This window comes from Enterobacter cloacae subsp. cloacae ATCC 13047 (assembly GCF_000025565.1).
In the GTDB taxonomy this organism is placed as follows: Bacteria; Pseudomonadota; Gammaproteobacteria; order Enterobacterales; family Enterobacteriaceae; genus Enterobacter; species Enterobacter cloacae.
Map to the genome: position 1 here is coordinate 1,118,758 of NC_014121.1, position 23,447 is coordinate 1,142,204.

Consider the following 23,447-nt stretch of genomic DNA (forward strand, 5'->3'; position numbering starts at 1 on the left):
CATCATTGGAGGAATGATAGCCAATCTAATTGGGGCATTTTTGGGGGCATGTACAGAATGCTTATTTTATTTTTCATTATAAAACAATGCATTGCTTGGTCGTTTTATTCCTATTATCGGCACCATCTAACAAAATCAATCAGTTAGCGTCAAAAACCTAAAGGATTGTATCTTTCATTATCATCCTTGATAACACTTGGTAAACGCCTTTGCGTTGTATCGGCTCAAGGATTGAGCAACGTACTGACGGGTAGTTACCAGGCTCAAGCCCGAACAGCATTAGAAATTTTGCCATCCCTTGAAGCTGAAAGAGTTGCCGGACTCTCTAAACACATCACTTGAACCCTTAGCGATACGTTCCGCGCTTCGTGCGGCGCTCAATGATGCTACACGTCGAGATGACGTTGCAGAGAATAAACAGGCGTAATGTGGGAAGCTAACCGGATCGGGAAAGAATCCGGCTCTGCCACGGTTTCGATCACCGGAGTATAACGATCACCTGATAAGAGAACGTGCTAAGGCTTTATCCTCCCTGCGAAGGGATTACACCCTGCGGAAGCGCTACGCGCTGCCTTTTCTTATGTGCCCAACACGGCACGTAATGGTCATCTATTATCTGCACCATTGTAACTTTCGTTGTACTGTCTCTCTGCTGTACGTTGAGCGCTGGCAGATTCAGCGGAGGGGATATCATGTCAAAAGCTAACCAAAAAGCAGCCACGAAGCGCAACAATCGAAAAATACACGCTCGTAAATTCCTGGCTACGCCGGAGGGGAAAGCATCGCTTGCTAAGAAGCAGGAAGAGCGTGAGGAAATTAAGTTGGCGCGAGCGGCTAACACCATGTTTTAAACTACCGATCACGCCGCTAAATGGCTTGTATTGTCCAAAATCTGTTGGTTGCGCATTGTAGGCACCTTGGTTAACCTAAGATTAATCCGATAGGGGTGGTGGAGATACGTGATGGGCGAAGCTCTAGTAGAGATTTGTATGTTAGATTTCAAGGAAGGGTAACGGCTAATGAAGAATAGTATTCTTGCTGATGCTTTGTTGAATGCTGCAAAAAATAGCGAGCCTGAAAGCGCTATCACCAAACTTGTTACATCAAGTGTTGGAGAACAGCAAAAACAAACCAAAAGAAAACTTCATGCACAAGAAATGTCTCTAACTGAATTGATCAGGATAAAAAATGAATACTCTGAAAAAATAAACGATCCGGTAACATCTAACGAGAAGAAGAAAGAAGTTTCAGAAATCATTAAATCAATAAATTATGAGATCAGGAATAGAACTAAGGATACGCCTGCACAAACTCTAAAGGAGCCTTGCTCAATATTTAAGCAGGAGAGGAGAGTTGCACGCGAAAATTATAGAAAATCTATTCAGGTTAGATCTTTCAAGAAAACTATCCCACCGAATCAGTTTACCATCAGCCATGAAAATCGTAGTTTCCTGCCATTGAATGAGAAGACTTTGGAGCGTGAAAGGTTGCGTAAAGAGTTAATTGCCAAAGAAGCTCAGGCTGAGTTGGAGAGAATGGCTTTAATTTCTCGCGTTACGCATACTAAAATTATTCAAGAAGAAAGAACTGATACGAGGAAGAGATCACCTGCAAAGGTGATTACAAAATTAGATACCAATTCAACAACCAAAATTGAAGTGCCGGAATTTTATTTTAATAGCGAACTGTACAGCCAGTTGATAAGGATTATCCCTGTCACGCAAGCGTACAAGATCGCAAAAAGCCGTGAACTATCTTCAAAATATTATGACAGTAAAGTTGAATCAGGTAAGTATACATATTTTAACACGCTCGCTTACTTAATTTCATTAAGAGGTAAGACTGAAGCGGATGCGCGTGAAATAGCCAAGGAACAAGGGCGATCTGAAAGGGTATTATATGATTTTATCACAGTAGGCTATAAAATTTCTCTTGGTAAAAAAGATTCTGGTGCGGTAAGAAAGAAAAATGAAAAAAGTAATTCCTACCCTGAATTAGTGGATCTTAAATTAATTTCGAGTAATGTTCAGCGTACCTTGCAGTTAAGAAGAATTAGTGACCAACAAAGTTTTCGAAGGAGAGTTGAGACCAACTTCAAAGGTAGGTGTGCTGTAACTGGGCAATCAATTCAATCTTTGCTTCAAGCCTGTCATTTAGAGAATTATTGTTCCTCGCATAATATGGATACCAGTAACGGCATCCTACTTACCTCGGATTGTCATCGAATGTTCGATAACGGCCAACTTGGTATAAATCCAGATACTCTAACCGTACATTTCAATGTTGAATGTATATATGCCCATATGTTTGAGGGTAAAAGAATAGAGGCACATACTGTGAAGTTAGACGAGAATAAACTGCGCAGTAAATGGAAATTATTTTTGAAAATTAGATCCGGTTGATACGTTACTTTCAACCTTTGGTCTATTTTAGAATAAGTACAATCCGCCACTATTCCAAAGAAAACTCGTCTGTTAAATCGTCCTGCACGTCCTGACCATACCCGATGTAATACATAGTAGAGCGTGGATCTCTCTGTCCGAAGAAATGGGTGATAGTTTCTATAGCCACTCCAGCATTGAACATGACACGGCCTCGACTCTTTCGCAGGTTATGCCGGCAAGGTTGTTGCTTGTACCATTAATAAAGCTTTATGGATGCTATTATCCGAAATCAGTTTCTTAGACAAACCGCATACGCTCGAGAAACATTGAATAGTCGCAACGCCTTGAGCCCACCAGAGGATAACTAAAAGGCATAGACCCCGCCGCAAACTTTCGGCTGGATTGCGATAAAGTACATCAGTATACTCATCCCTCGAAACGGACATTGCATGAACAGAGGAGAGAAGGATGAAGATCACAGAAGACTCTTTGTTGCATTCTGGATTTACTCGCAAAGAAATACAAAAGTTGAATAATAATATCGCGAATTATGGCGGGGATCTTGATGAGGTAGTCCACGATTTAGCAAGAAGATTTAAAACTCTACTATGGATTTTCTCTTGTGGCATACTTTTTTTCATCTATCTCGTTTTTTCAAAACAGGATGATCATTGGTATGTTTTCTCAGGAGGGATTTCAATACTGATTGTTTTCTTGATATGTGGTTTTGCTCAGCCACCAATCATTTCCTACAAATCATGGCGGCATGTCAGGTCTGAAAAAAGTTAATCAATACTCATCAGATCAAAGATGACCTTGGCCTTCAAACCATATCCCACGATTTTCATTGTGAGCTTTGGAGTGCTCATAGTTGTCACTTTCCGATAGTAGTCGCTTGGTATATAACGGAAAAGCCTCCACGCTTCAGCTTTCCTCGACAAGCCAAAGATGGTGTAACCGCTTGCGCTTAAAGAAAAAGATTTGTAAACAGCGAGTCCAGTTTCAGGCTTAAATCCCATGAATTTTGCTATTTCCATTGATTGATCAGCAGCTATTCCCTCTGACTTTGCATTGCTGTCTCTTTTAAAATTAATAAACTCTTTTGATATTCCATTCATACCATCTATAACAAGAATTGCACCTGCAAGAATACCAATAGGTGTCCCGGTAAACATGAGCATTGCCCCACCAAATGCGGTCACTCCGGATATCACAATATTTACTGCCGAAATCACATACCCAACAATTTTATTATTTTCCCTGACAAACTCGACCTTCGCATAAAGCTGAGCAGACCTCGTCCTTAACAAGCGCTCTTGCTCAAGAAGATTCTCTTTTTCAGCACGCAGATTTTTGAGGCATTCAATGCATTCTTCATCGGTTTTCGCCCGCCGTGCTGTCGCGAACTCTTTTTCTACGACCTGTTTTATTTCCTCAACAAACTTGATACGTGTTAGACCATCTTGTAAATAGTAAGATGACAGTCGATTTGCAGTTTCGATGACCTTTCGGGCTTCCAGATTCACCATCGTATCTGACCAGGTTCTATTCCATCCCCTGTTAAGCAGCGCAATATCCATCATGCTTCCTTCATTAATGTGCCTGGCTGTTTTATGGGCAATATATTCTCCTCATCGGTTTTTCTCAATAGACGATCCCCTGGTATTCATCTCACGCCAGTAAAAGAATAACCACCTGTAATTACGATGACAAATAAAGGGAACAATTAACGATAATTAAGTACGACAGGCATTATATTGTGCGCACCCTGCAAAAAGGCGATATAACCTTTGGGTTATATCGCCTGCTCCTTTTTATCGCGCGATTAAGGCAAACACGCCCCAGCCAAAGTATTCCCGCGTATACGTCACATGGCGTTTAGGCGCATTCGTCAGCTCTGCCCGAACCTCATGCGCAAAGTCATCGTCAGGGTTCTCCTCCAGCCAGCGGCGCATGGTCAGCCATTTAGCCGCTTCATACCGATCCCAGCCTTCCTGGTCTGCCAGTACCATTTCGACCAGGTCATAGCCCTGTTCATCGAAAGAGGCGACAAGGTCGGGCAGGGTGAGGAAATCGGCCACCGACGAGGCGCCACAGGCCTGGGCAATCTCTTCCGTTGCAGGCACCTGACGCCAGTACGGTTCGCCGATAAGCACCAGTCCGCCTGGCTTAAGGCTCTTTGCCAGCAGTTCGAGCGTCCCGGCGACGCCGCCCGCAATCCAGGTTGCACCTACGCAGGCCGCCACGTCGCATTTTTCATCCGTCACGTAGCCCGCCGCGTCGTTATGAATAAAATGAACGCGTTCACTGACGCCAAGCTCTTCCGCGCGCAGCTTTGCCTGCGCGGTGAAGAGCGGGCTCATGTCGATGCCGGTACCGGTAATGCCGTAGTCACGTGCCCAGGTACACAGCATCTCTCCCGAGCCGCTGCCGAGATCGAGAATGCGCGCGCCTGGCTTCATGCGTAACACGCGGCCCAGCGTGGCGTACTTCTCTGGCGTGAAGGGGTTGTGAATGCGGTGTTCACTTTCGCTGATAGTAAAAATACGTGGGATATCCATAATCCTCTCCTTATCGATTATCAGGCTGGGCGCGAACGTTGTTCAGCCCGGTGGTATTGATGCGGTAGGGCTGACCGTTGACGGATTTGATCAGCTTTTTGGTTTTGAGTTTTTTAAAGACGGCGAGTGTGCAGTCGGTGAGCAGAAGCCCTTCCCGGCTGTAGCATTCAACAGAAGTGACGCGGCCAGATGCATCGCGGACGTGCACAATACGTCCACCTTTAGCGAGAACGTGTAAGGTACGTTGTTCCTGACGGGATAAATTCATACTGGAAAACCTGTTTAATCATCATGTGCAAAACGTGCAAACACACAGCGGTGTCCGCATTCGATTTCAGCGCATTGATAATCAGTCCGGCCTGAAAGGTCGGGGTGCTGATTATCAGATGATTACATTCTCCAGCATCAAAGCCTCGGGTAGAGTTGAAAGGTATTTACGAGGCGAATGATAACACCGCTTTTTGGTAAGTGAATAGCCAGGGATAAAAAGTGTGATCCAGAAGGGTAGGGGGCGGCGCCAGAATGTTGTATTCCCGGCAGGCTGGAAGTGAAAAGGTAAGCCTGTGGTCCGGCTATCTATCTTTTTTATCCTGAAACCCCATGGTATTTCAGGATGAGCGTACTCCCACACAAGCCCGCACGAAGCGGGCCGTACATCACATCACAGCTTCAGCAAACGCGGCAGCTGGTTGTCCAGCTCAAGCAGGCAGCTTTTCATATAGCTTTCGGTTTGAGTGGTCACTTTTTGGTAATTATTTGCACTCCACTCGCTCAGTGGCGCTTCAACTGGCGTAGGGGCGCATTCCGCTACCGTAAATGCAGAGAACATATTTCCGCTTTCCGGGCGTTTATAGAACAGGACTTTATATTTCAGCTGATAGAGAGGTGTGGTCGCGGTGGCGTCTTTATAGATCAGCGCCCAGGTTGCTTTACCAATATAGAGCGGCTGCTTGTAAACGTGGCCATTGCCTTTTTCGTTCAGCCACTTGCTGATATTTTGTTTCGCTTTAGGAACAAACCAGCTGTTCGTCGGGTTTTGCAGGGTTTCGATCGCTGTCCCTTTATAGTTCTCTTTATCAAAGTCACCGGAGTTAATGTTACCTGTTAACGCGCCGAGAACGGCAAGCCCCATACCGGCTGCGGCATGCGTCGGGGTCACTTCGCGCAGCGTGTTGTCGGCGATACGGTTGTCATTCAGTTCCGGCAGTGCTGATACGCTATAAATATCAATTGCGCTGCCATTTGCCGCTTTCACGGTGTCGGGTTTTACCGAGCCAGCACAGCCCGCAAGAATTAAGGATGCAGATACAATCGCTAGAAGACGAACTTTCATTTTCTCTCCATGAGATAATTTTATTTAGGTGGCTGCGTGGATGATCCTGAGCCGAAAAGGGCCGTTTATCTTGCCCGGCAGAGTTGTCAGCCTGCAGACACAGGCTGACAGCTACCCAGATAAATATCGACTCCCTGACCTTGTTCTTTAGTCAATCAGCCACATTCCTTTGACCCGCATCAATAATCGTTCGCGATTATCCAGCCACGGGTATTTTATTATTCGCCCGTATTATGTGATGCACCGAGAGGCAAACGCCACAAATCATAGCGTTCCTCTCCGGGTTTAACGGCTCCCGCGAAGTGGTCATTGAGGCGACTCGAGGTAAAGATCAAATCTCCGTCCGGACGGATTGCCGGTGTGTCTGGCCAGTAAACGTCTTCGCTGGCGGCGATAAGCGACATAGCGCGGTGCTTCGGATCAAACCGGACAATTCCGTTGCGGGTGACATCCGTGATATAGAGGTTGCCCTTTGCATCGGTTACAAGACCGTCGGTGTTACCGCCCACCACGCCGAGATCCTGGATACTGGCGGCAATCTGCGCATCGGTTGATCCTGCCTGTCTCAGCAATGCCGTGGGCACTGCCCAGGCATGGGTTCCCGTTGTGACCGTCCAGTACAGCGTGCCCGCATCCGGGGAGAGCGCAATACCGTTGATGCCAATTAATAAGGGTTTACCCGGCCAGACCTCCGCACCGTGTGAAACCACGTTGACGCCTGGCTCAATCTGTAGCGCAGGGTGACGGTCGAGCACGCGTCGCGCCGTGCCGGTGGTGAAATCTACGACGATAAGGCCCACGCGGTTTTCCGGTGCGCTCCGCGAGCCGCTGTCGGAGATATAGGCGACACGGCGTTTCTCATCGACAACCACATCGTTCAGGAAGCTGGCTTTGCGGTCCGCCACGCCATCCAGGGCGATACGTTTAAGGGTGCGGCCTGTGTTGAGATCCAGCACGACCAGTTTCTGCGAGCCCACGGGCGACTCCGCTTCGCCTGCGACAAACCCCATGTCCAGCGCCCATAGCCAGCCGTTTTGACGATCAATATAAAAGCCAAGCACGTTGCGCAGGTTCTGCGCGGGATCGGTGTTTACCGCGTTCCCCTCGCGTGACGGAAACGCCGTCAGGCGGGCAGGGCCGGACTGAACAGTCGTATCCAGAATGCTCAGCGTGGCGGGGGCGGCGGCAGAAACCAGCCGGGGCGTACTGACAAAGGTCCGGCCCTTTGCATCAAAATGGATACCGGCAATGGGCGCGTTAACCGAGCCGGAAAACCGCGTCGGCGTTTGCCCATTCTGCGGGGTATCCCAGCTCACGCCAGCATAGCTGCGCCAGCGTTCAAGGGGCTGGAGCGTCGCCGCACTGGCGAGACTCGGGAAAGCGATCAGCGCCGCCAGCGCAATGGCGGACAGACTACGGGTGCGAATGAACATGAAAAGGCTCCGGTGAGTTCAGCATTAAAGGATGGAACGGAACGTGCCGCCCTCGACGCGTACAGCCGCCCCGTTGGATGCCGCGCCCAGTGGGCTGGCTAACAGAGCGACCATCGCCGCGATCTCGTCTGCCTCAATCATTCTGGCTATCAACGAGCTGGGGCGGTAGGTCTGGAAGAAATGCGCTTCGATCTCCCGATCGGTCATATCCGGTGCAGGCGCGGTCTGGCGAAGGTACTCAATAATGCCGTCCGAGCGCGTCGCCGACGGCAGCACGCTGTTAACCGTCACGCCGGTTCCCCGGGTCAGTTCGGCCATACCGCGCGAAACAGCAAGCTGCGCTGATTTGCTGACGCCGTAATGCACCATGTCTGGCGGCGTAAAGGCGCCCACTTCGCTGGATATAAAAATTACCCGTCCCCAGTTCCGCTCCAGCATGCGCGGGAAGTAGTGGCGTGAGAGGCGGACGCCGGACATCACATTGGTGTTGAACATGCGCAGCCAGTCTTCATCGTTAATATCCGCGAAGGCTTTGGCTTCGTAGAACCCCAGGTTATTAATCAGAATATCGGTATCAGGGCAGGCGGCGAACAGGGCTTCTGCTCCATTCATGGTACCGAGGTCAACGACAACGGTGGAGACCTGTGCGTCAGGCGTCGCGTCGGTGATGGTGGCCGCGGCTTTTTGCAGCTTTGCCGGGTCGCGTCCGGTAAGGGTGACGGCAACCCCTTCTTGAGCGAGCGTGCGGGCGATGGCCAAACCAATGCCTGCGGTTGCGCCCGTAACCAGCGCGGTCTTACCGGTGAGTTGAAGATCCATAGTGTTTACCCTCTGATGATGAATGCAGCTCACTTTACTCATCACTCCGGAGGGGATAAATTAGCCAGATTGAAAAACATTTGTTCCTGAAAGAGCAAAATGAGCCGCAAATTCGATTATCTCGGAGACGTTGAAGTCTTCATTACTGTCGTTGAACACGGCTCTTTTACTGCCGCAGCGGTTGTCCTTTCCACCACACCCTCTGTCCTGAGTCGCGCGGTTTCCCGCCTGGAAGCGCGTCTTGGACGGCAGTTATTACAGCGAACGACCCGCCGCGTGGGGCTGACGGAGGCCGGACGCGTTTATCTGGAACAGGCGAGGTCTGCGTTTGCACTGCTTGATGACGCCGAACGCGAGGGGCGGGGCCAGGAAGGCGATCTGACCGGTCGCGTGCGAATGAGCGTTCCAACCACCTACGGGCACTACCGTCTGCCGCCGCTGCTGGCGCGCTTTGCCCAACACTACCCACGCGTTCAGGTGGAGCTGAACATCACCAATCGCAACGTTGATTTGATTGCGGAGGGATTCGATCTGGCGATTCGCCTGGGGCAGTTGCCCGACAGTGGGTTAGTTGCGCGCAAGCTGGAGGACGCGGCGCTGCTGCTGGTCGCATCGCCTGATTACCTGCACCGCATGGGGAGCCCGCAGACGCTGGAGGAGTTGCATCGTCACACCTGCCTGCCCTTTATCATGCCGCGTACCGGGCGCATTGCCCCCTGGGTGTTTCGTGATGAGGAACGTGATATTGACTGGCTGCCGGGTTCAACTATCGAAATCTCAGAAGATGTACTCGGCGTGGTTTCGCTGGCGGAGCAGGGGATGGGGATCTGCCAGAGCTATGAATTTATCGTCCGCGACAGGATACAGCGCGGTCAGTTAGTTGAGGTGCTGCCACACCTGCGTGGACGGTCGCGGCCGTTCTCCGTGCTCTTTGCGCCACATCGACGCCAGTCGGCGGCCACCCGGGCGATGATTGATCTTCTCACCAACCAAAAATGACAAGGATATGTCCACCATGAAAAAAGAGACTTATACCTTTTGGCTCCCACTCATCGTGGGCGGTATAGCACTGCTATCTGGTTTTGTGGTCTGGTCAGTTAACGTTTATCGCGTGACATACCTTACGATCCGCGGGGAGCAGTATCTGGCCGGAGGGGCGTTGCTGCTGGCGCTGGTGCCGATGGTTATTTTTATCAGAAAGGGACGACTGAAAGGCAAGCGTGTTGCTGGCGCGATAAAACTATACCTCGGCTTCTTCATTTGCAGCCTGCCGGTTGCCATGTTCGTGATTTTTACAACGGCCTGGCTACTGGAGGGAGACTATTCCTCATGGAGCAAACCTTACCGGTATGAATCCAGTACCCGCCACAGCTGCTCGGGGGCAGAAGTTTACGAGCCGGAGTTAAAAAAAGAGATCCGCATCTGTAACCCGAAGGGTAACGTCTATTCCAACTCTACCCTGTACGTGGAAAAGCGGAGTAATGCGCTGGGGATTGTGGTGCTCTGGGCGATCACGCGCGCCTGAATCGGTGAAGCTCAGGGCGCGAAAATCACCGTTAGCCCGCCTCCAGCATCCCAAAGCTTACAATACGCGAACGGCCCAGCTCTTTCGCCCGGTATAAGGCCACGTCGGCAGCGCGCAGCAGGTTATCGCTCTGAGCGTGCTGCGGATAGCTGGCGACGCCAATCGACACATCCACCGGGCCAATCTCTGAAAGCCCATAGCGCAGCGACAGTTCATGCACGCCGTTATAAATCTCTTTGGCGCACGCCTGCGCCGCCTCTTCATCAACGCCGGAAAGCAGCACCAGAAACTCTTCGCCGCCATAGCGGAATGCCAGCCCGCTGTCGTGTACGGCGCGTTGTACGATGGAGGCCACGCTTTTGATGACCTGATCGCCCGCTTCATGACCAAAGCGGTCATTGATGCTTTTGAAGTGGTCGATGTCGATCATCAGGCAGCTTACCGGCTCTTCATTGCGCACCGCCTGCGCCATTTGGGTGCGCAGGGTATCTTCCAGATGATGACGGTTACGCAAGCCGGTGAGCGGATCGAAGAGGGCTTTTTCCAGCAGGGCATCGCGCAGACGTTGGTTGGCCAGCGCCAGGCCGAGCGCTTCAGCCATCAGCTCCAGATAGGCGCGGGAAGGGGCATTTTCCGCAGTGATGTTCTGGAAGGAGAGCAACCCAATGGCTTCGCCCTGGGCAATCATAGGAACACAGAGCGACGTATGCGTGTGCGACGCCGGCAGATGGTAGCAGGCGATATCCGGCTCGCCATTCACCGGAGGATGGCTCTGCCCACGTCTGACCGCCCAGCACTCATCGGGATGGAAAGGCGTATCCTCTCCTGGCGGCGAAAGCCACTGCGCGACGCAGCGCATCTGCCACGGATCGCGGTCGAGGATATAGAGCCGCCCGGCAATTCCCGGCGCGATATTGGGGGCGAACAGCTCCGCTACGTTAATCACGTCCGCAAAGTTCTCACACCCCTGCAGCCGCTGGGTCATGCGCGCCAGCAGCTCTCGGATGGCCCAGTCGGCGTCGCGCTCTTTTTCCAGACGTTGCCGCGCAAGGCCATTTTCACGAAAGATACGAATCGCCTGCGCCATATCGCCAATCTCATCGATCTGGTTGAAATTGGGTGTTTCTACGGCATAGTCCTGCGACGCCAGGCGATGCACCACATCGCTCAGGCGTACCACCGGGCGCAGTACGCGCCGTTTTAAGATAAAACCAAGCACAAACAGGAACAGCAGGGCGGTCAGGCCAACCATCATTTCAGAGACTGTCCGCAGCGTTTTCGATTTTTTGGTTGCCTCCTGAACGGAAGCGATCACCCGCTTGTCGAGTATCTGGCGGAAGTGATCGATCTGATTCTGGGCGCGTTCCAGCTCCTGTTCATAGGGCGCACCGTAGAGCAGGGCGATGGCCTGCGCATCTTCTCCCTGCGCCGTGTGGGTGAGGGCGACCTGTTGCTCGTCCTGTAACGCATCGACGATTTTTATCCCTTCATGCAGCAGAGACAGCTCATCATCTGACGCGCCGACATCCTGCAGTTTTTCCAGCCGGAGTTCGGTACTCTTCAGCTTGTTCTCTGACTGGTTGTATTCCCTGAGGATCTGCGGGTCTTTTTTAATTACGTACAGGCGGGCTAAATCAGACTGCGCCCAGATATCGGTTTCGATATCTTCCGTGAGCGCATCAAATTTCTGCCGCTGTTCAACGGCCTGACGCTCAAGGGTGTCAGCATTGGACGCCATCAGCATGATGATGCCGGAAGCGAGGGTCAGGCAGACCGTGGCACCGTAGGCCCAGTTTGTTATCGTCGCGATTCGCACCTGGTGATCCTTTTACGACCAAAGAAGGATGGCGTTCTTTCAAATTATAGAAAACGTTTGATTTAAGGCGAAAAAAAAGGCGGCACAGCGCCGCCTGTTGGGAAGGTTATCGTCAGCGGTTTATAAATCTGGAGGATTTTTCCCTTCTTCAATAAACGCGGCATCCAGCTCTTCGGCGTTACCCGCATGATCGCGACCGGAGAAGAGGTTCCAGCAGGCGATAAACAGCGCGGCAATCAGCGGGCCAATCACGAAGCCGTTAATGCCGTACAGCTCCATGCCGCCAAGCGTTGAGATCAGGATCAGGTAGTCCGGCATTTTGGTGTCTTTGCCTACCAGCAGCGGGCGCAGGATATTGTCCACCAGCCCGACGATAATCACGAAGAAGCCGACAATGAACAACCCCTGCCAGATCTGATGCGTCGCGAAGAGGAAAATGGCGGCCGGAACCCAGACAATCGCCGACCCCACCGCAGGCACCAGGGAGAGGAAGGCCATCAGCGCTCCCCAAAGGATGCTGCCGTCGATACCGGCAATGGCAAACGCAATCCCGCCGAGCGTGCCCTGAACCACCGCGACAACCGCCGTGCCTTTTACCGTCGCCCGCGAGACGCCGACAAACTTGGCGAACAGGTGCTGCTTGGCGAAATCGGACAGAGGCAGGGAGTCGAGGATCTGGCGCACCAGGAACGGCCCGTCTTTCAACAGGAAGAACAGCAGATACAGCATGATGCCGAAGCTAATGGCAAAGCCGAACGTCCCTTTGCCGATCAGAAACGCGCTGCCCGCCAGATACTGCCCGCCCTGCAGGGCGACATCGGAGAGTTTTTTCTGGATCTGCGCGGCGTTGGTCAGGTTGTGATCCGCGAGGAAACCGCTGGCCCAGTCCGGCAGATGGTTAAAGATGCTCGCCACCACCTCCGGGAACTGGGTGTTGTTCTCCTGCAGTTTGGTGTACACCACGTTCAGCTCTATGGCGAGCGAGGAGAAGATCACCATCAACGGGATAAAGACAATCAGGCAGATAATGCCGATGGTCAGCAGCGAGGCCAGCCCGTTGCGATCTCCCAGTGCGGCGCGCAGCTTGTTTTTTACCGGGTTAAAGATAACGGTCAGAATGGCGGCCCACAGAATGGCGGAGAAGTAGGGCGACAGCACGTCGAAAAACGCCCACGTCACGAGGGCGAGAATAAAGATAAAGAAACCTTTGGTCAGTCCGTTAAAGCGCATCAGTCAGTCCTGGTTACTAAGAAACTGTGACGACTATAGAACTGATTGACGGATTTACCAACCATTGCGCCGGGGGGCGCAGGCGACGCGCCGCCGGGCAATGTCAGGATGGGAGGGGTCAAATCTCCTCAAACAGCGGGCTCACCAGCGCAACGTGCGTTTTCACGCCCACCGCCAGCGCAGCTTCGTCGATGCGAAAGTGTGGATTGTGGACGTTCCAGACCGCGCCTTTTTCCTCGTTGCCGCAGCCGATGAACAGAAACGTTCCCGGGACTTTCTCCTGATAGGAGGAGAAATCCTCGCTTCCGAACAGGGCCCGATCGGCAAGCTGCAGCGTTCCTTCTTCGAAGTGCGCTGCAATCGCCGCTTTGGCGATGGCATTGGTGTCGGCATGGTTGTTGCCAACGGCGTAACCCTGCTGCCAGCGGATCTCACAGCGCGCGCCGTGGGCACTGACGACGCCCTCGACAATACGCTGCACCAGCTGCGGTACCTGCTCGCGTACCTGCTGATTATGAGTACGCACCGTTCCGGCCAGGCGGGCGCTGTCCGGAATCACGTTATAGCTGTCACCGGCCTGGAAGGTCGCGATGGTCAGCACCGGGGCGTTAATCGGGTCGAGATTACGCGCCACTACGTTTTGCAGCGCGGTGACAACTTCAGCGCCGATTACCACCGGGTCGATGCAGAACTGCGGCATTGAGCCATGTCCGCCCCGGCCGAAAATCGTGATATCAAAATTATCGCTGGAGGCGACATAGACCCCTTCTTTCAGCGTAATGTTACCGGTAGGACTGGTCGGGAAAACGTGCAGACCGAAGATCTTCTCGACATCGTCAACCACGCCTTTCTCCACCAGTTCGCGCGCGCCGCCCGGCGGCACTTCTTCGGCAGGCTGGAAGATAAACTTGATGCTGCCGCACAGCTGGCTGCGCAGGTGGCAAAGCACTTTCGCCGCGCCCATCAGCATGGCGGTGTGGGCATCGTGACCGCAGGCGTGCATTACGCCGGGTTTGGTTGAGCTGAATGCTTCACCGCTCTCTTCCTGCAGCGGCAGGGCGTCGATATCAGCACGCAGTGCCCACATCGGGCCGGGTTTTTCACCCTGTAATACCGCCACCACGCTGTTCTCCAGCGGGCGGCTAATCGTCAGCTCCGGCAGATTAGCCAGTTCACGGGAGATAAAATCTGCGGTCGGCTTTTCCTGAAATGAGAGATCCGGGTTGGCATGAATATGCCTGCGCCAGCGGATCACCTCGTCGTGAACGTCGCGGATAAGGTTTTCAGTGCTACTTTTCATGACAGTCTCCTTCAGTCAGTCACCGGCAGTGAGGGCGCAGGTTTTTTTATCAATGGCACTATCGCCACGCCCGCGCACACCATTGCCAGTGACAAGAAAATAAATGCGCTTTCATAACTGTGGCTTTTTCCAACGAGATAGCCAATAACAACCGGTGAAACGAAGCCCCCCAGCGTCCCTCCGGTGTTTATCAGCCCGATGGCCGAGCCCATGATGTTCTCCGGCAGGCGTTTCATTGGCAGGGTAAACGCGGTCACAAAGGTGGCCATCAGGAAGATCTCCCCCACAAACAGCAGGATGCTGGCACTCACCGCCGTGGCGGTGTGGAAGATGCCGAGAATGGCAGCAGCGCTCACCAGTGCGCAGATCAAAATCACCTGTGGCTCGCGGTGGTGGAAGTATTTTCCGACCAGCCAGCCGGTGCACAACGACGAAAGCCAGATCCCCGCGCCGCCAGCCGCCACGATATAACCGGACACCTCAATCGGCATGCCCATGCTCTGGACAAAGAATTTAGGCAGCCAGGCCAAGAGGCCATAGCTTGGGATATTGATGCAAAACACCGAGAAAAACAGCAGCAGCACCGTAGGGTTACGCCACAGCGCCTCGTGTTGCCCGTGCGCGGCCTGGCGTGGCGCGGGTTTCTGATACGGCACGCGCAAGGCGATCAGCAGGGCGATGGCGCAGGCAACGATCCCTAATGCCACAAAGGAGGCGTGCCAGCCCAGGTGTTCCAGCGCCGAGACGGCCACAATCGGCCCGACGGTCATCGCCAGCCCGGCGGAGGAGAGCAGGACCGACTGGGCGAAGGTGCGTTTTTCCAGCGTAAAATTGCTGACCACCGCTTTCGCGCAGGAGCAGGGATAGCCGGAATGCCCCACGCCGGAGAGAAAGCGAAACACCAGCAGCAGGCCAACGCTCATACCCAGCGCGCCAAAGCAGAGGGCGAAGACCCCCAGCGCACACAGAGAAAGGATCAGCATGGTTTTGTAGCCGATTCGGTCGTTTAACCAGCCAGCAGGCACCTGAAAGAGAGAGTAGGCGAGAAAGAAGATCCCGGTGATATAGCCCAGCTGCGCGGTGGTAAGCCCGAACTCTTTTTCGATCGGCAGCAGGGCAAAACCCATTACGGTTTTATCGATGTAGACCACGACATAGCCGATAAAAAGTAAAAAAATCATCTGTGACTGGCTTTTCATTGTGTTTTCCGCCTGACGTCAGAGTGTGATGAGAATTGTTGTGTGCACTCTGAATCTAGGGGTTTACCAGACAGGCGGGAAGATATAATTTTGCTATAGGTGATGCTTTTTTGTTATAGGGCGAGCGATGAAATATCTGCCAAAACTCGGCCATCTTCAGGCCTTTCGTCAGGTGGCGCGCAGCGGCAGTATCCGTTCGGCCGCACGGGAACTGGGCGTTTCGCAGCCCGGATTGAGCCGTACATTGCGTGAGCTTGAGCAAACTTTAGGCACCCAACTTTTATTGCGCAGCAAAGAGGGGATTGCCCTTACCGAGGCGGGAATGGCGTTTTCCCAACGGGCGGAGTGGGTGCTTGAAGAGCTGCGGCGTGCGGCGGATGAAGTGGAGCAGATTAACCATTTTACTCACGGGCGTCTGACGGTGGGGTTCTCTTCGCTTATTGCGCTGACCGTCTTTCCCGATGTGGCCGAGGCGTTCAAGAAAACGCTGCCCCAGGTCTTGCTGACGGTGAAGGAGGGGCAGCTCTCCTCGCTCCTGCCTGGCGTACGAAACGGTGAAATAGATATGGCTATCGGCTCTGTGGATCCGATGGCGCCGCCGGAAGGGGTGATGATCGAACCGCTGTTTACCTCGCCATTTTGCATCATCGCACGCAAGGGGCACCCACTGGCAGAAGCCCGCGATCTGATGGCGCTGCGTCAGGCCAAATGGCTGCTGCCGGAGTCATCCATGGGCTACTACCAGCAGCTACAAAATGAGCTCAGCCATTTTTATCGACAGGTGGATATCACCCCGCTGCGCACCGATTCCGTCATCACGGGGCTGAATATGGTGCTTAACGCGGACTATCTGACGGTGGTCGCGCGGGCAATGTGTCAGCCGCTGCAGCTTGATGACAAGCTGGTGGCGTTGCCCATCACCCAACTGCCGTCGGCGCAGTATTGCGCGGTGTGGTCGCAAAAGTCGGCGATGACCACCAACGCGCGTCAGTTTTTGATTCGCCTGCGCGAAGCATGCAGAGGGTTTAGCTGGTAGCGGACAGATACGACTTTTGTCTGAGCCAGAATCACAGCCGTCCGCGCCATGCTGTAAGTATCTGCTTGCGGAGGTGCTTATGGCCTGGCGTCCGATTCTGTATGTGATCCTCACAACCCATCCCCGACTCAGTGCGCGACGCGCCCGGTTGCGTCTGGTCGTCTAGCTTTTTTATGTTAATCGCGGTATAACACACCTTCTTTGGATGTTTAGATGTCCATACGTATAGAAGGTAATATGCAAACACAACAAGAAAATGGGCAGCTAAAGCGCACCATGAAAACACGCCACCTGATTATGCTCTCGCTGGGTGGCGTGATTGGCACAGGGTTATTCTTTAATACCGGTTATATCATTTCGACAACCGGGGCCGCAGGCACGCTGCTGGCCTATCTCATTGGCGCACTGGTAGTCTGGCTGGTGATGCAGTGTCTGGGCGAACTGTCGGTGGCGATGCCGGAAACCGGCGCGTTTCACGTCTATGCCGCTCGTTACCTCGGCCCGGCGACGGGCTATACCGTGGCGTGGCTGTACTGGCTCACCTGGACGGTGGCGCTAGGGTCGAGCTTTACCGCCGCCGGGTTTTGTATGCAGTACTGGTTCCCACAGGTGCCCGTCTGGGTATGGTGCGTGGTCTTCTGCGTGGTAATTTTTGGCCTTAACGTTATCTCCACGCGTTTCTTTGCCGAGGGCGAATTCTGGTTCTCGCTGGTGAAAGTTATCACCATCATCGCCTTTATTATTCTTGGCGGCGCGGCGATCTTTGGCTTTATTCCAATGCAGGACGGTTCGCCTGCGCCGGGTCTGAGCAACATTACCGCTGAAGGCTGGTTCCCGCATGGCGGCCTGCCGATCCTGATGACCATGGTGGCGGTGAACTTTGCCTTCTCCGGCACCGAGCTTATCGGCATTGCGGCGGGCGAAACGGAAAACCCGCATAAGGTTATTCCGGTGGCGATCCGCGCGACCATTGCCCGACTGATCATCTTCTTTATCGGCACCGTGTTTGTGCTGGCGGCGCTGATCCCGATGCAGCAGGCCGGGGTGGAAAAGAGCCCGTTTGTGCTGGTGTTTGAAAAAGTCGGGATCCCGTATGCGGCAGATATCTTTAACTTTGTGATTTTGACCGCGATCCTCTCGGCGGCAAACTCCGGCTTGTACGCCTCAGGGCGCATGCTGTGGTCGCTTTCTAACGAGAAAACGCTGCCGCGCTGCTTTGCCCGCGTCAATAAAAACGGCGTGCCGCTGACGGCGCTCTCCGTTTCCATGCTCGGTGGCGTGCTGGCGCTCTTCTCAAGCGTGGTTGCGCCGGACACGGTGTTTGTGGCGCTGTCGGCCATTTCCGGTTTTGCGGTGGTGGCGGTGTGGATCAGCATCTGCGCGTCGCACTTTGTCTTCCGTCGTCGTCATCTGCAGTCCGGACAGCCGCTGTCTGCTCTGCACTATCGCGCGCCGTGGTATCCGCTGGTGCCGGTGCTCGGGTTTATCCTCTGCGTGGTGGCATGTATCGGCCTGTGGTTTGATCCGAGCCAGCGCATTGCCCTTTATTGTGGCCTGCCGTTCGTCGCCCTGTGTTATGGTGCCTACTACCTGACCCGAAACCTGACATCGCAGGAGCCTGAACATGTCGCAGAATAATCCGCTTACCGCCCTCCTTGAAAAGCAGCCGTTTGTGGTGCTGGATGGCGCAATGGCAACTGAACTGGAAGCGCGCGGGTGCAACCTTGCAGACAACCTCTGGTCTGCCAAAGTATTGATGGAAAACCCGGAGCTTATCCGTGAAGTCCACCTCGACTACTACCGCGCGGGTGCGCAGGTGGCGATCACCGCCAGCTATCAGGCCACGCCTGCGGGCTTTGCGGCGCGCGGTCTGGATGAGGCGCAGTCCCGCGCGTTGATCGGCAAAAGCGTGGAGCTGGCGCGTAAGGCGCGTGAAGCGTATCTGGCGGAAAATCCGCATGCGGGCACGCTGCTGGTGGCGGGGTCCGTTGGGCCGTATGGCGCCTATCTGGCGGATGGCTCTGAGTATCGCGGAGATTATGTGCGTCGCGCCGAAGAGTTTACCGCGTTTCATCGTCCGCGCATTGAGGCGTTGCTGGATGCGGGGGCGGATCTGCTGGCTTGCGAAACGCTACCCTCCTTTGAGGAGATCAAGGCGCTGGCAGCACTTGTGGCTGAGTATCCCCGCGCCCGGGCATGGTTCTCGTTTACCCTGCGCGACAGCGAGCACCTGAGCGACGGGACACCGCTGCTGGAAGTTGTCGCGGCCCTGAAAGATAATTCGCAGGTCGTGGCGCTGGGCATCAACTGTATCGCGCTGGAAAACACCACCGCGGCGCTGAAACACCTGCACAGCCTGACGGCACTGCCGCTGGTGGTCTATCCGAACTCGGGCGAGCATTATGATGCGGTGACCAAAACCTGGCACCATCACGGTGAAGCGTGCGAGACGCTGGCGGGGTATTTGCCCCAGTGGCTGGAGGCCGGTGCCAGATTAATCGGTGGATGCTGTCGCACCACGCCGAAAGATATTGCTGAGCTTAACGCGCAGCGATAATCCTGATTCCCGGTCAGCAGTTATGCAGGCCGGGAATAATTCTCTTTATACCCTTCCCATTATTTCTTTCTGACCAATTCAGATGCCTATCCCAACTAGATAATTTCTGTTCGCGTGCGAATGATATTGTCTCCTGACACAGATACTTTTTGAGTTTATGTAATTAATTTTCACACTCCAGCAACAAATCTACTTTGATAATCTCGTGTTTATGACTGTTGGTGTGGGTTAAAAGATTAAGCTTTAGAATGATAATCTATCATTATTATTTATTTTAGTATAAAAAACTAATTGATGTGTAATTCATCTTTATTATTCTAATTAAATCTCTTATTTAAGAATGTCTTTTGTTTTTGATCTGATGGCTTATTTTGCCTTTTGTTTTTTCATCGTCGGGTTATTATTTGTTGCATCAGCGAAGCGCAGGGAGATATGCGTAAGTTCAACTGAATTTGCTGATGATGATGTTTAAGAGATTATTTGATTGCTGAATAATTTAATTAATCCCAATTTTCGGGCGGGGCGTCTATTGCCCAAATTCAGCCATCACAAATCTTATGTGTGTGTCATTCACTTAATTTACAGGACGATATTTATGAAAATGAACAAACTCTTTACTGCACTGGTTCTGGCTTCTGGTATGGCTGCTTTCGGTGCTCAGGCTGACCAGGGTAGCGGCGTTGTGACCTTCACCGGTTCCGTTATCGATGCGCCATGTTCAATCGCGGCAGGTGATGAAGATCAGACCATTAGCCTCGGCCAGGTTTCCAGTTCCGCGGTGGCGAACGGCGGTACCTCTACGCCGGTTCCGTTTTACATTCACCTGGAAAACTGCTCTGTTGAGACCGCTACCACTGTGACCACTACCTTCTCCGGCGCGGATTCCAGCGTTGACGGTGCAGTACTGGGCGTAACCGGTAATGCAACCGATGTTGGCATCGTGATGACCGATGGCGACAGCAACACTATCACCCTGGGTGAAGCCACGAGTGGACAGAACGTGGTTAATGGCGACAACACTCTGACCTATTCCGCATACATCATCGGTGGAGAAGCACCAACCGAAGGTGATTTCACCGCTGTGACTAACTGGACTCTGGCTTACGAATAAGCCCTGACCTTATTTCGATGATTCGTCAGACGGCCTTTGCAGGCCGTCTGATATTCGATACCGACTGAATAAGTGAAAAGGGTTTGCTATGGGTTATATATTTTCGAATACAACAAAATTAGTTAAAACACTCCCTTTTCTCCTGTCTGGTTATTGCCTGCCTTTATTCGCTGCAAACCTGGGGGAGGGTGCCGTCCTGATTCAGGGGGCGGTGCTCTACACACCCTGTGCAATTGATCTCGATAGCCGTGATCAAACGATTGATATGGGCGATACACCCGTGTCGGAAATTGCGACTAAAGGTTACGGCCCCACCCGTGCCTTCACCGTTCGCTTAATTAATTGCCTGATGCTGCCAACACCCGGGAACAGCAAATATGACTCCGAGTACTACCAGATAACGTTCGAGCCCATGATCGGCACAGAGCGATTTTCAGTACATGGAGACGCGCAGGGCATTGAACTGGCGATCCGCGATATTGACGGCAATATCGCCGCGCCTGGTGTGGCGTTTCCCGCCAGAGAGGTTACGGCGGGCAGTATGAACCTGAATTATTCGCTTCAGCTTGTCAGCAACGGACAGCCGCTTAAAGCCGGGGATTACCAGTCTCTGATCCGCTTCAGAATGGATTACTACTGAGATGAAAAAAACGATACGGACATTCCGACGCTCAACGCTCAGCGTGCTGATTTTGGCTTTAATCGTGCCGGTGGCGAAAAGCTGGGCCGACGATGATATTCAGTTCAATACCGACGTGCTGGACACGCAGGACAAGAGCAATATCGATCTTAGCCACTTTTCGCGTCGAGGCTACGTCATGCCCGGCGACTACACCTTCAGCATCATGGTGAACAAAGACATCCTGCGCGAAGAGCGAATTGTGGTCTATCCCGAGGGTGAAAACGGCCGGGACAGCCTGATTTGCCTTACGCCAGAGCAGCTCTCTCGCTTCAACCTGAAGGCCAGCGTCATGGACGATCTTCGCTGGCTGCGCGACGGTGAGTGTCTGGACAAAGCCAGTCTCGAAGGGCTGGATATGCGCGTCGACCTTGCAAAGGACACGCTTTATCTGGCGATCCCACAGGCGTGGCTGGAGTACACTGCGCCAAACTGGGATCCGCCTTCGCGCTGGGATGAGGGTATCCCTGGTGTGATTGCCGACTACAACCTCAATGTTCAGGCGCAGCAGAATAAAACCGGTTCAGACAGCCAAAATATCAGCGGGAATGGGGTCCTGGGGGCCAACCTGGGACCATGGCGTGCCCGCGCCGACTGGCAGACCAGCTGGTACAAGCGTGACGGGAAAACGGACAAGGATTTCGCCTTTAGCCGTTACTACCTCTACCGCGCCATTCCTTCACTGAAAGCGAAGCTGACGGTGGGGGAAGATTACCTCAGCTCCGATATCTTCGATACCTTCCGCTTTAGCGGCGTTAGCCTGAATTCCGATCTCAGCATGTTGCCGCCGAGCCTGCGTGGCTACGCGCCAGAAGTGACGGGGATCTCCCGTTCAGGCGGTAAAGTGACCATCAGCCAGCAGGGACGCGTAATACACGAAACGCAGGTGGCCGCCGGGGCATTTCGTATTCAGGAACTGAATGATGCCATCTCTGGCACGCTCGACGTAAGGGTGGAAGAGCTGGACGGCAGCGTGCAGGTCTTTCAGGTCACGACGGCTTCGGTTCCCTACCTGACGCGCCCGGGTGCGGTGCGCTACAAGCTTGCAGCGGGTAAACCCTCCGAGTGGGGGCACAGCATGATCGGGCCGATGTTCACCTCGGGAGAAATCTCCTGGGGCGTGGCCAACGGCTGGACGCTGTACGGCGGCTCGGTGATCGGCGGTGACTATAATGCCCTGTCGGTGGGGATCGGGCGCGATCTCTTCATCCTCGGCGCGCTGGCCTTCGACGTAACGCAGTCGCGGGCGGTATTGCCTTCTGAAGGAACGCTGTCCGGTACCTCTTACCGGGTGAGCTACTCAAAAACCTTCGACGAGTACGACAGCCAGGTCACCTTTGCCGGGTATCGTTTCTCCGAACGCGACTTTATGAGTATGTCGGAGTACCTCGATACCCGCTACGGCAGCGGCACGTCGCACAGCCCGAAAGAAAAATACACGGTGTCGTTTAACAAACGCTTCCGTGATGTCGGGCTGAGCGCTTACCTCAACTACAGCCATCAGACCTACTGGAACAGCGCGGATAACGACCGCGTAAGCCTGTCGCTGTCGCGCTATGTCGAGCTCGGTCCGTTCAAGAACATGAGCGTATCGCTTACGGCCTACCGCAGCGAGTACTACTCCCTGAAAGACGACGGGGCATACATTTCCGTGTCGTTGCCGATAGGTAACGGCACCTCGCTCAGCTATGGCGCCACAATTAACCGCACCGATAACACACATCGCGTGAGCTATTACGGCCGGGTGGATGAACACAATAGCTTCCAGGTTAGCAGCGGCCTTTCCCGCAGCGGCCCGACGGCGTACGGCTACTACACCTGGCAGGGCGATAGCGCGCAGGTACAGACCAACGCCAGCTATCAGTCCGGCAGTTATACCGCGCTGGGCATGAATGTGACCGGCGGTCTGACCCTGACCACCGAAGGGGGCGCAGCGCACCGCTCGAACGCGCGGGGCGGCAGCCGCGTACTGGTGGATACCGCAGGCGTCAACGGCGTGCCCGTGAAGGGATTCGGCGCCTCGGTGAAAACCAACCGATTCGGGAAGGCGGTGATTGGCGATGTGAACAGCTACTACCGCAATCCGATCCGCATTGACGTTGACAAGCTTGATGAAAACGCTGACGTCACCCGATCGGTCTCACAGGCCACGCTCACCGAAGGGGCGATCGGCTATCGCCAGTTTGACGTGATTGCAGGTGGTAAAGCGATGGCCTTTATCCGCAAGGCTGACGGGAGCTTCCCGCCATTTGGGGCCTCGGTGATGAACGAGAAAAACCAGGAAACGGGGGTGGTGAATGACGAGGGAAGCGTCTGGCTAAGCGGCATTCAGCCAAACGGCAAAATGACCGTCAAATGGGATGGACAAGCCCGCTGCGTGGTAAACCTGCCGGCCGTGCTGCCAGCCGTGCTGGAGAATTTGCTTTTAACCTGTGCGCCGGAATAACCGGCCTGAACAACGAGA

Annotated in this window: 21 protein-coding genes and 1 pseudogene; 11 read left to right on the forward strand and 11 right to left on the reverse strand. The window is 53.6% G+C overall.

The annotated features are described in order from the left end of the window. The first annotated feature begins 692 nt into the window (after positions 1-692). Together ECL_RS27470 and ECL_RS05295 are read left to right on the forward strand one after the other, a co-directional pair. Positions 693-851: a hypothetical protein gene (locus tag ECL_RS27470; protein WP_165444162.1), complete on the forward strand. Its 159-nt coding sequence runs from the start codon at positions 693-695 to the stop codon at positions 849-851. A gap of 168 nt (positions 852-1,019) precedes the next feature. Then, positions 1,020-2,402 (forward strand): HNH endonuclease signature motif containing protein, encoded by a 1,383-nt coding sequence (locus ECL_RS05295; protein ID WP_013095758.1) that lies wholly within the window; start codon positions 1,020-1,022, stop codon positions 2,400-2,402. A gap of 49 nt (positions 2,403-2,451) precedes the next feature. Here the strand turns inward: ECL_RS05295 and ECL_RS27885 are convergent. Beyond that, positions 2,452-2,616: pseudogene (locus tag ECL_RS27885) on the reverse strand (tyrosine-type recombinase/integrase); the annotation flags it as partial. A 236-nt stretch (positions 2,617-2,852) separates the two neighbouring features. Here ECL_RS27885 and ECL_RS05300 point away from each other — a divergent pair. After that, positions 2,853-3,173, forward strand: a complete 321-nt coding sequence (locus tag ECL_RS05300; RefSeq protein ID WP_038418755.1) for a hypothetical protein — start codon at positions 2,853-2,855, stop codon at positions 3,171-3,173. On the opposite strand, the gene ECL_RS05305 is transcribed toward ECL_RS05300, so the two are convergent. The 6 genes from ECL_RS05305 to ECL_RS05330 all read right to left on the reverse strand — a co-directional run bounded on the left by ECL_RS05305 (position 3,170) and on the right by ECL_RS05330 (position 8,530). After that, complete coding sequence (locus ECL_RS05305) at positions 3,170-3,964, reverse strand: DUF4225 domain-containing protein (RefSeq protein ID WP_013095759.1); 795 nt, start codon at positions 3,962-3,964, stop codon at positions 3,170-3,172. The two genes, ECL_RS05300 and ECL_RS05305, sit on opposite strands and share 4 nt — an antisense overlap. A 234-nt stretch (positions 3,965-4,198) precedes the next feature. Then, on the reverse strand, positions 4,199-4,945 hold the full coding sequence (locus ECL_RS05310; protein WP_013095760.1) for an SAM-dependent methyltransferase: 747 nt from the start codon (positions 4,943-4,945) through the stop codon (positions 4,199-4,201). A gap of 10 nt (positions 4,946-4,955) precedes the next feature. Further along, positions 4,956-5,213, reverse strand: coding sequence for a YjhX family toxin (locus ECL_RS05315; protein WP_013095761.1), 258 nt, complete (start codon positions 5,211-5,213; stop codon positions 4,956-4,958). Positions 5,214-5,606: 393 nt separating this feature from the next. Further along, positions 5,607-6,278 (reverse strand): hypothetical protein, encoded by a 672-nt coding sequence (locus ECL_RS05320; RefSeq protein ID WP_013095762.1) that lies wholly within the window; start codon positions 6,276-6,278, stop codon positions 5,607-5,609. Positions 6,279-6,496: 218 nt separating this feature from the next. After that, positions 6,497-7,711 (reverse strand): L-dopachrome tautomerase-related protein, encoded by a 1,215-nt coding sequence (locus ECL_RS05325; RefSeq protein ID WP_013095763.1) that lies wholly within the window; start codon positions 7,709-7,711, stop codon positions 6,497-6,499. 24 nt (positions 7,712-7,735) lie between these two features. Then, positions 7,736-8,530 (reverse strand): SDR family NAD(P)-dependent oxidoreductase, encoded by a 795-nt coding sequence (locus tag ECL_RS05330; protein WP_013095764.1) that lies wholly within the window; start codon positions 8,528-8,530, stop codon positions 7,736-7,738. Positions 8,531-8,629: 99 nt separating this feature from the next. Between ECL_RS05330 and ECL_RS05335 the strand changes: the two genes are divergently transcribed. Both ECL_RS05335 and ECL_RS05340 read left to right on the forward strand, forming a co-directional pair. Then, a complete protein-coding gene (locus ECL_RS05335) occupies positions 8,630-9,529 on the forward strand; it encodes a LysR family transcriptional regulator (protein WP_013095765.1) in 900 nt (299 codons plus the stop codon). 16 nt (positions 9,530-9,545) lie between these two features. Then, a complete protein-coding gene (locus ECL_RS05340; RefSeq protein ID WP_013095766.1) occupies positions 9,546-10,055 on the forward strand; it encodes a hypothetical protein in 510 nt (169 codons plus the stop codon). A 31-nt stretch (positions 10,056-10,086) separates the two neighbouring features. Here the strand turns inward: ECL_RS05340 and ECL_RS05345 are convergent, their stop codons facing one another. The 4 genes from ECL_RS05345 to ECL_RS05360 all read right to left on the reverse strand — a co-directional run bounded on the left by ECL_RS05345 (position 10,087) and on the right by ECL_RS05360 (position 15,600). Continuing rightward, complete coding sequence (locus tag ECL_RS05345; RefSeq protein WP_013095767.1) at positions 10,087-11,871, reverse strand: diguanylate cyclase; 1,785 nt, start codon at positions 11,869-11,871, stop codon at positions 10,087-10,089. Positions 11,872-11,991: 120 nt separating this feature from the next. Beyond that, the gene (locus ECL_RS05350) at positions 11,992-13,101 is read right to left on the reverse strand and encodes an AI-2E family transporter (protein WP_013095768.1); all 1,110 of its coding nucleotides are present in this window, start codon (positions 13,099-13,101) and stop codon (positions 11,992-11,994) included. Between the two features lie 118 nt (positions 13,102-13,219). After that, a complete protein-coding gene (locus tag ECL_RS05355; RefSeq protein WP_013095769.1) occupies positions 13,220-14,401 on the reverse strand; it encodes an amidohydrolase in 1,182 nt (393 codons plus the stop codon). A gap of 11 nt (positions 14,402-14,412) precedes the next feature. Next, positions 14,413-15,600, reverse strand: coding sequence for an MFS transporter (locus ECL_RS05360; RefSeq protein ID WP_013095770.1), 1,188 nt, complete (start codon positions 15,598-15,600; stop codon positions 14,413-14,415). Between the two features lie 127 nt (positions 15,601-15,727). Between ECL_RS05360 and ECL_RS05365 the strand changes: the two genes are divergently transcribed. From ECL_RS05365 to ECL_RS05390, 6 genes are all read left to right on the forward strand, one after another. Continuing rightward, positions 15,728-16,636, forward strand: a complete 909-nt coding sequence (locus ECL_RS05365; RefSeq protein ID WP_013095771.1) for a LysR substrate-binding domain-containing protein — start codon at positions 15,728-15,730, stop codon at positions 16,634-16,636. Between the two features lie 237 nt (positions 16,637-16,873). Further along, positions 16,874-18,274 carry an S-methylmethionine permease gene (gene mmuP / locus ECL_RS05370; RefSeq protein WP_013095772.1) on the forward strand — a complete coding sequence of 467 codons (1,401 nt, stop codon included), beginning with the start codon at positions 16,874-16,876 and terminating at the stop codon, positions 18,272-18,274. Beyond that, positions 18,261-19,193: a homocysteine S-methyltransferase gene (mmuM, locus tag ECL_RS05375; protein WP_013095773.1), complete on the forward strand. Its 933-nt coding sequence runs from the start codon at positions 18,261-18,263 to the stop codon at positions 19,191-19,193. Before mmuP ends, mmuM begins: the two co-directional genes overlap by 14 nt. 595 nt (positions 19,194-19,788) lie before the next feature. After that, positions 19,789-20,304 carry a fimbrial protein gene (locus tag ECL_RS05380; RefSeq protein ID WP_013095775.1) on the forward strand — a complete coding sequence of 172 codons (516 nt, stop codon included), beginning with the start codon at positions 19,789-19,791 and terminating at the stop codon, positions 20,302-20,304. Positions 20,305-20,392: 88 nt separating this feature from the next. Then, positions 20,393-20,944 carry a fimbrial protein gene (locus ECL_RS05385; protein ID WP_013095776.1) on the forward strand — a complete coding sequence of 184 codons (552 nt, stop codon included), beginning with the start codon at positions 20,393-20,395 and terminating at the stop codon, positions 20,942-20,944. 1 nt (position 20,945) lies between these two features. Then, on the forward strand, positions 20,946-23,429 hold the full coding sequence (locus ECL_RS05390) for an outer membrane usher protein (RefSeq protein ID WP_013095777.1): 2,484 nt from the start codon (positions 20,946-20,948) through the stop codon (positions 23,427-23,429). Positions 23,430-23,447 lie beyond the last annotated feature (18 nt).

Bases quoted from the DNA above. Each gene is read 5' to 3' on its own strand.
- ECL_RS27470 (WP_165444162.1), top strand. From the start codon at position 693: ATGTCAAAAGCTAACCAAAAAGCAGCCACGAAGCGCAACAATCGAAAA.
- ECL_RS05295 (WP_013095758.1), top strand. From the start codon at position 1,020: ATGAAGAATAGTATTCTTGCTGATGCTTTGTTGAATGCTGCAAAAAAT.
- ECL_RS05300 (WP_038418755.1), top strand. From the start codon at position 2,853: ATGAAGATCACAGAAGACTCTTTGTTGCATTCTGGATTTACTCGCAAA.
- ECL_RS05305 (WP_013095759.1), bottom strand. From the start codon at position 3,964: ATGGATATTGCGCTGCTTAACAGGGGATGGAATAGAACCTGGTCAGAT.
- ECL_RS05310 (WP_013095760.1), bottom strand. From the start codon at position 4,945: ATGGATATCCCACGTATTTTTACTATCAGCGAAAGTGAACACCGCATT.
- ECL_RS05315 (WP_013095761.1), bottom strand. From the start codon at position 5,213: ATGAATTTATCCCGTCAGGAACAACGTACCTTACACGTTCTCGCTAAA.
- ECL_RS05320 (WP_013095762.1), bottom strand. From the start codon at position 6,278: ATGAAAGTTCGTCTTCTAGCGATTGTATCTGCATCCTTAATTCTTGCG.
- ECL_RS05325 (WP_013095763.1), bottom strand. From the start codon at position 7,711: ATGTTCATTCGCACCCGTAGTCTGTCCGCCATTGCGCTGGCGGCGCTG.
- ECL_RS05330 (WP_013095764.1), bottom strand. From the start codon at position 8,530: ATGGATCTTCAACTCACCGGTAAGACCGCGCTGGTTACGGGCGCAACC.
- ECL_RS05335 (WP_013095765.1), top strand. From the start codon at position 8,630: ATGAGCCGCAAATTCGATTATCTCGGAGACGTTGAAGTCTTCATTACT.
- ECL_RS05340 (WP_013095766.1), top strand. From the start codon at position 9,546: ATGAAAAAAGAGACTTATACCTTTTGGCTCCCACTCATCGTGGGCGGT.
- ECL_RS05350 (WP_013095768.1), bottom strand. From the start codon at position 13,101: ATGCGCTTTAACGGACTGACCAAAGGTTTCTTTATCTTTATTCTCGCC.
- ECL_RS05355 (WP_013095769.1), bottom strand. From the start codon at position 14,401: ATGAAAAGTAGCACTGAAAACCTTATCCGCGACGTTCACGACGAGGTG.
- ECL_RS05360 (WP_013095770.1), bottom strand. From the start codon at position 15,600: ATGAAAAGCCAGTCACAGATGATTTTTTTACTTTTTATCGGCTATGTC.
- ECL_RS05365 (WP_013095771.1), top strand. From the start codon at position 15,728: ATGAAATATCTGCCAAAACTCGGCCATCTTCAGGCCTTTCGTCAGGTG.
- mmuP (WP_013095772.1), top strand. From the start codon at position 16,874: ATGCAAACACAACAAGAAAATGGGCAGCTAAAGCGCACCATGAAAACA.
- mmuM (WP_013095773.1), top strand. From the start codon at position 18,261: ATGTCGCAGAATAATCCGCTTACCGCCCTCCTTGAAAAGCAGCCGTTT.
- ECL_RS05380 (WP_013095775.1), top strand. From the start codon at position 19,789: ATGAAAATGAACAAACTCTTTACTGCACTGGTTCTGGCTTCTGGTATG.
- ECL_RS05385 (WP_013095776.1), top strand. From the start codon at position 20,393: ATGGGTTATATATTTTCGAATACAACAAAATTAGTTAAAACACTCCCT.
- ECL_RS05390 (WP_013095777.1), top strand. From the start codon at position 20,946: ATGAAAAAAACGATACGGACATTCCGACGCTCAACGCTCAGCGTGCTG.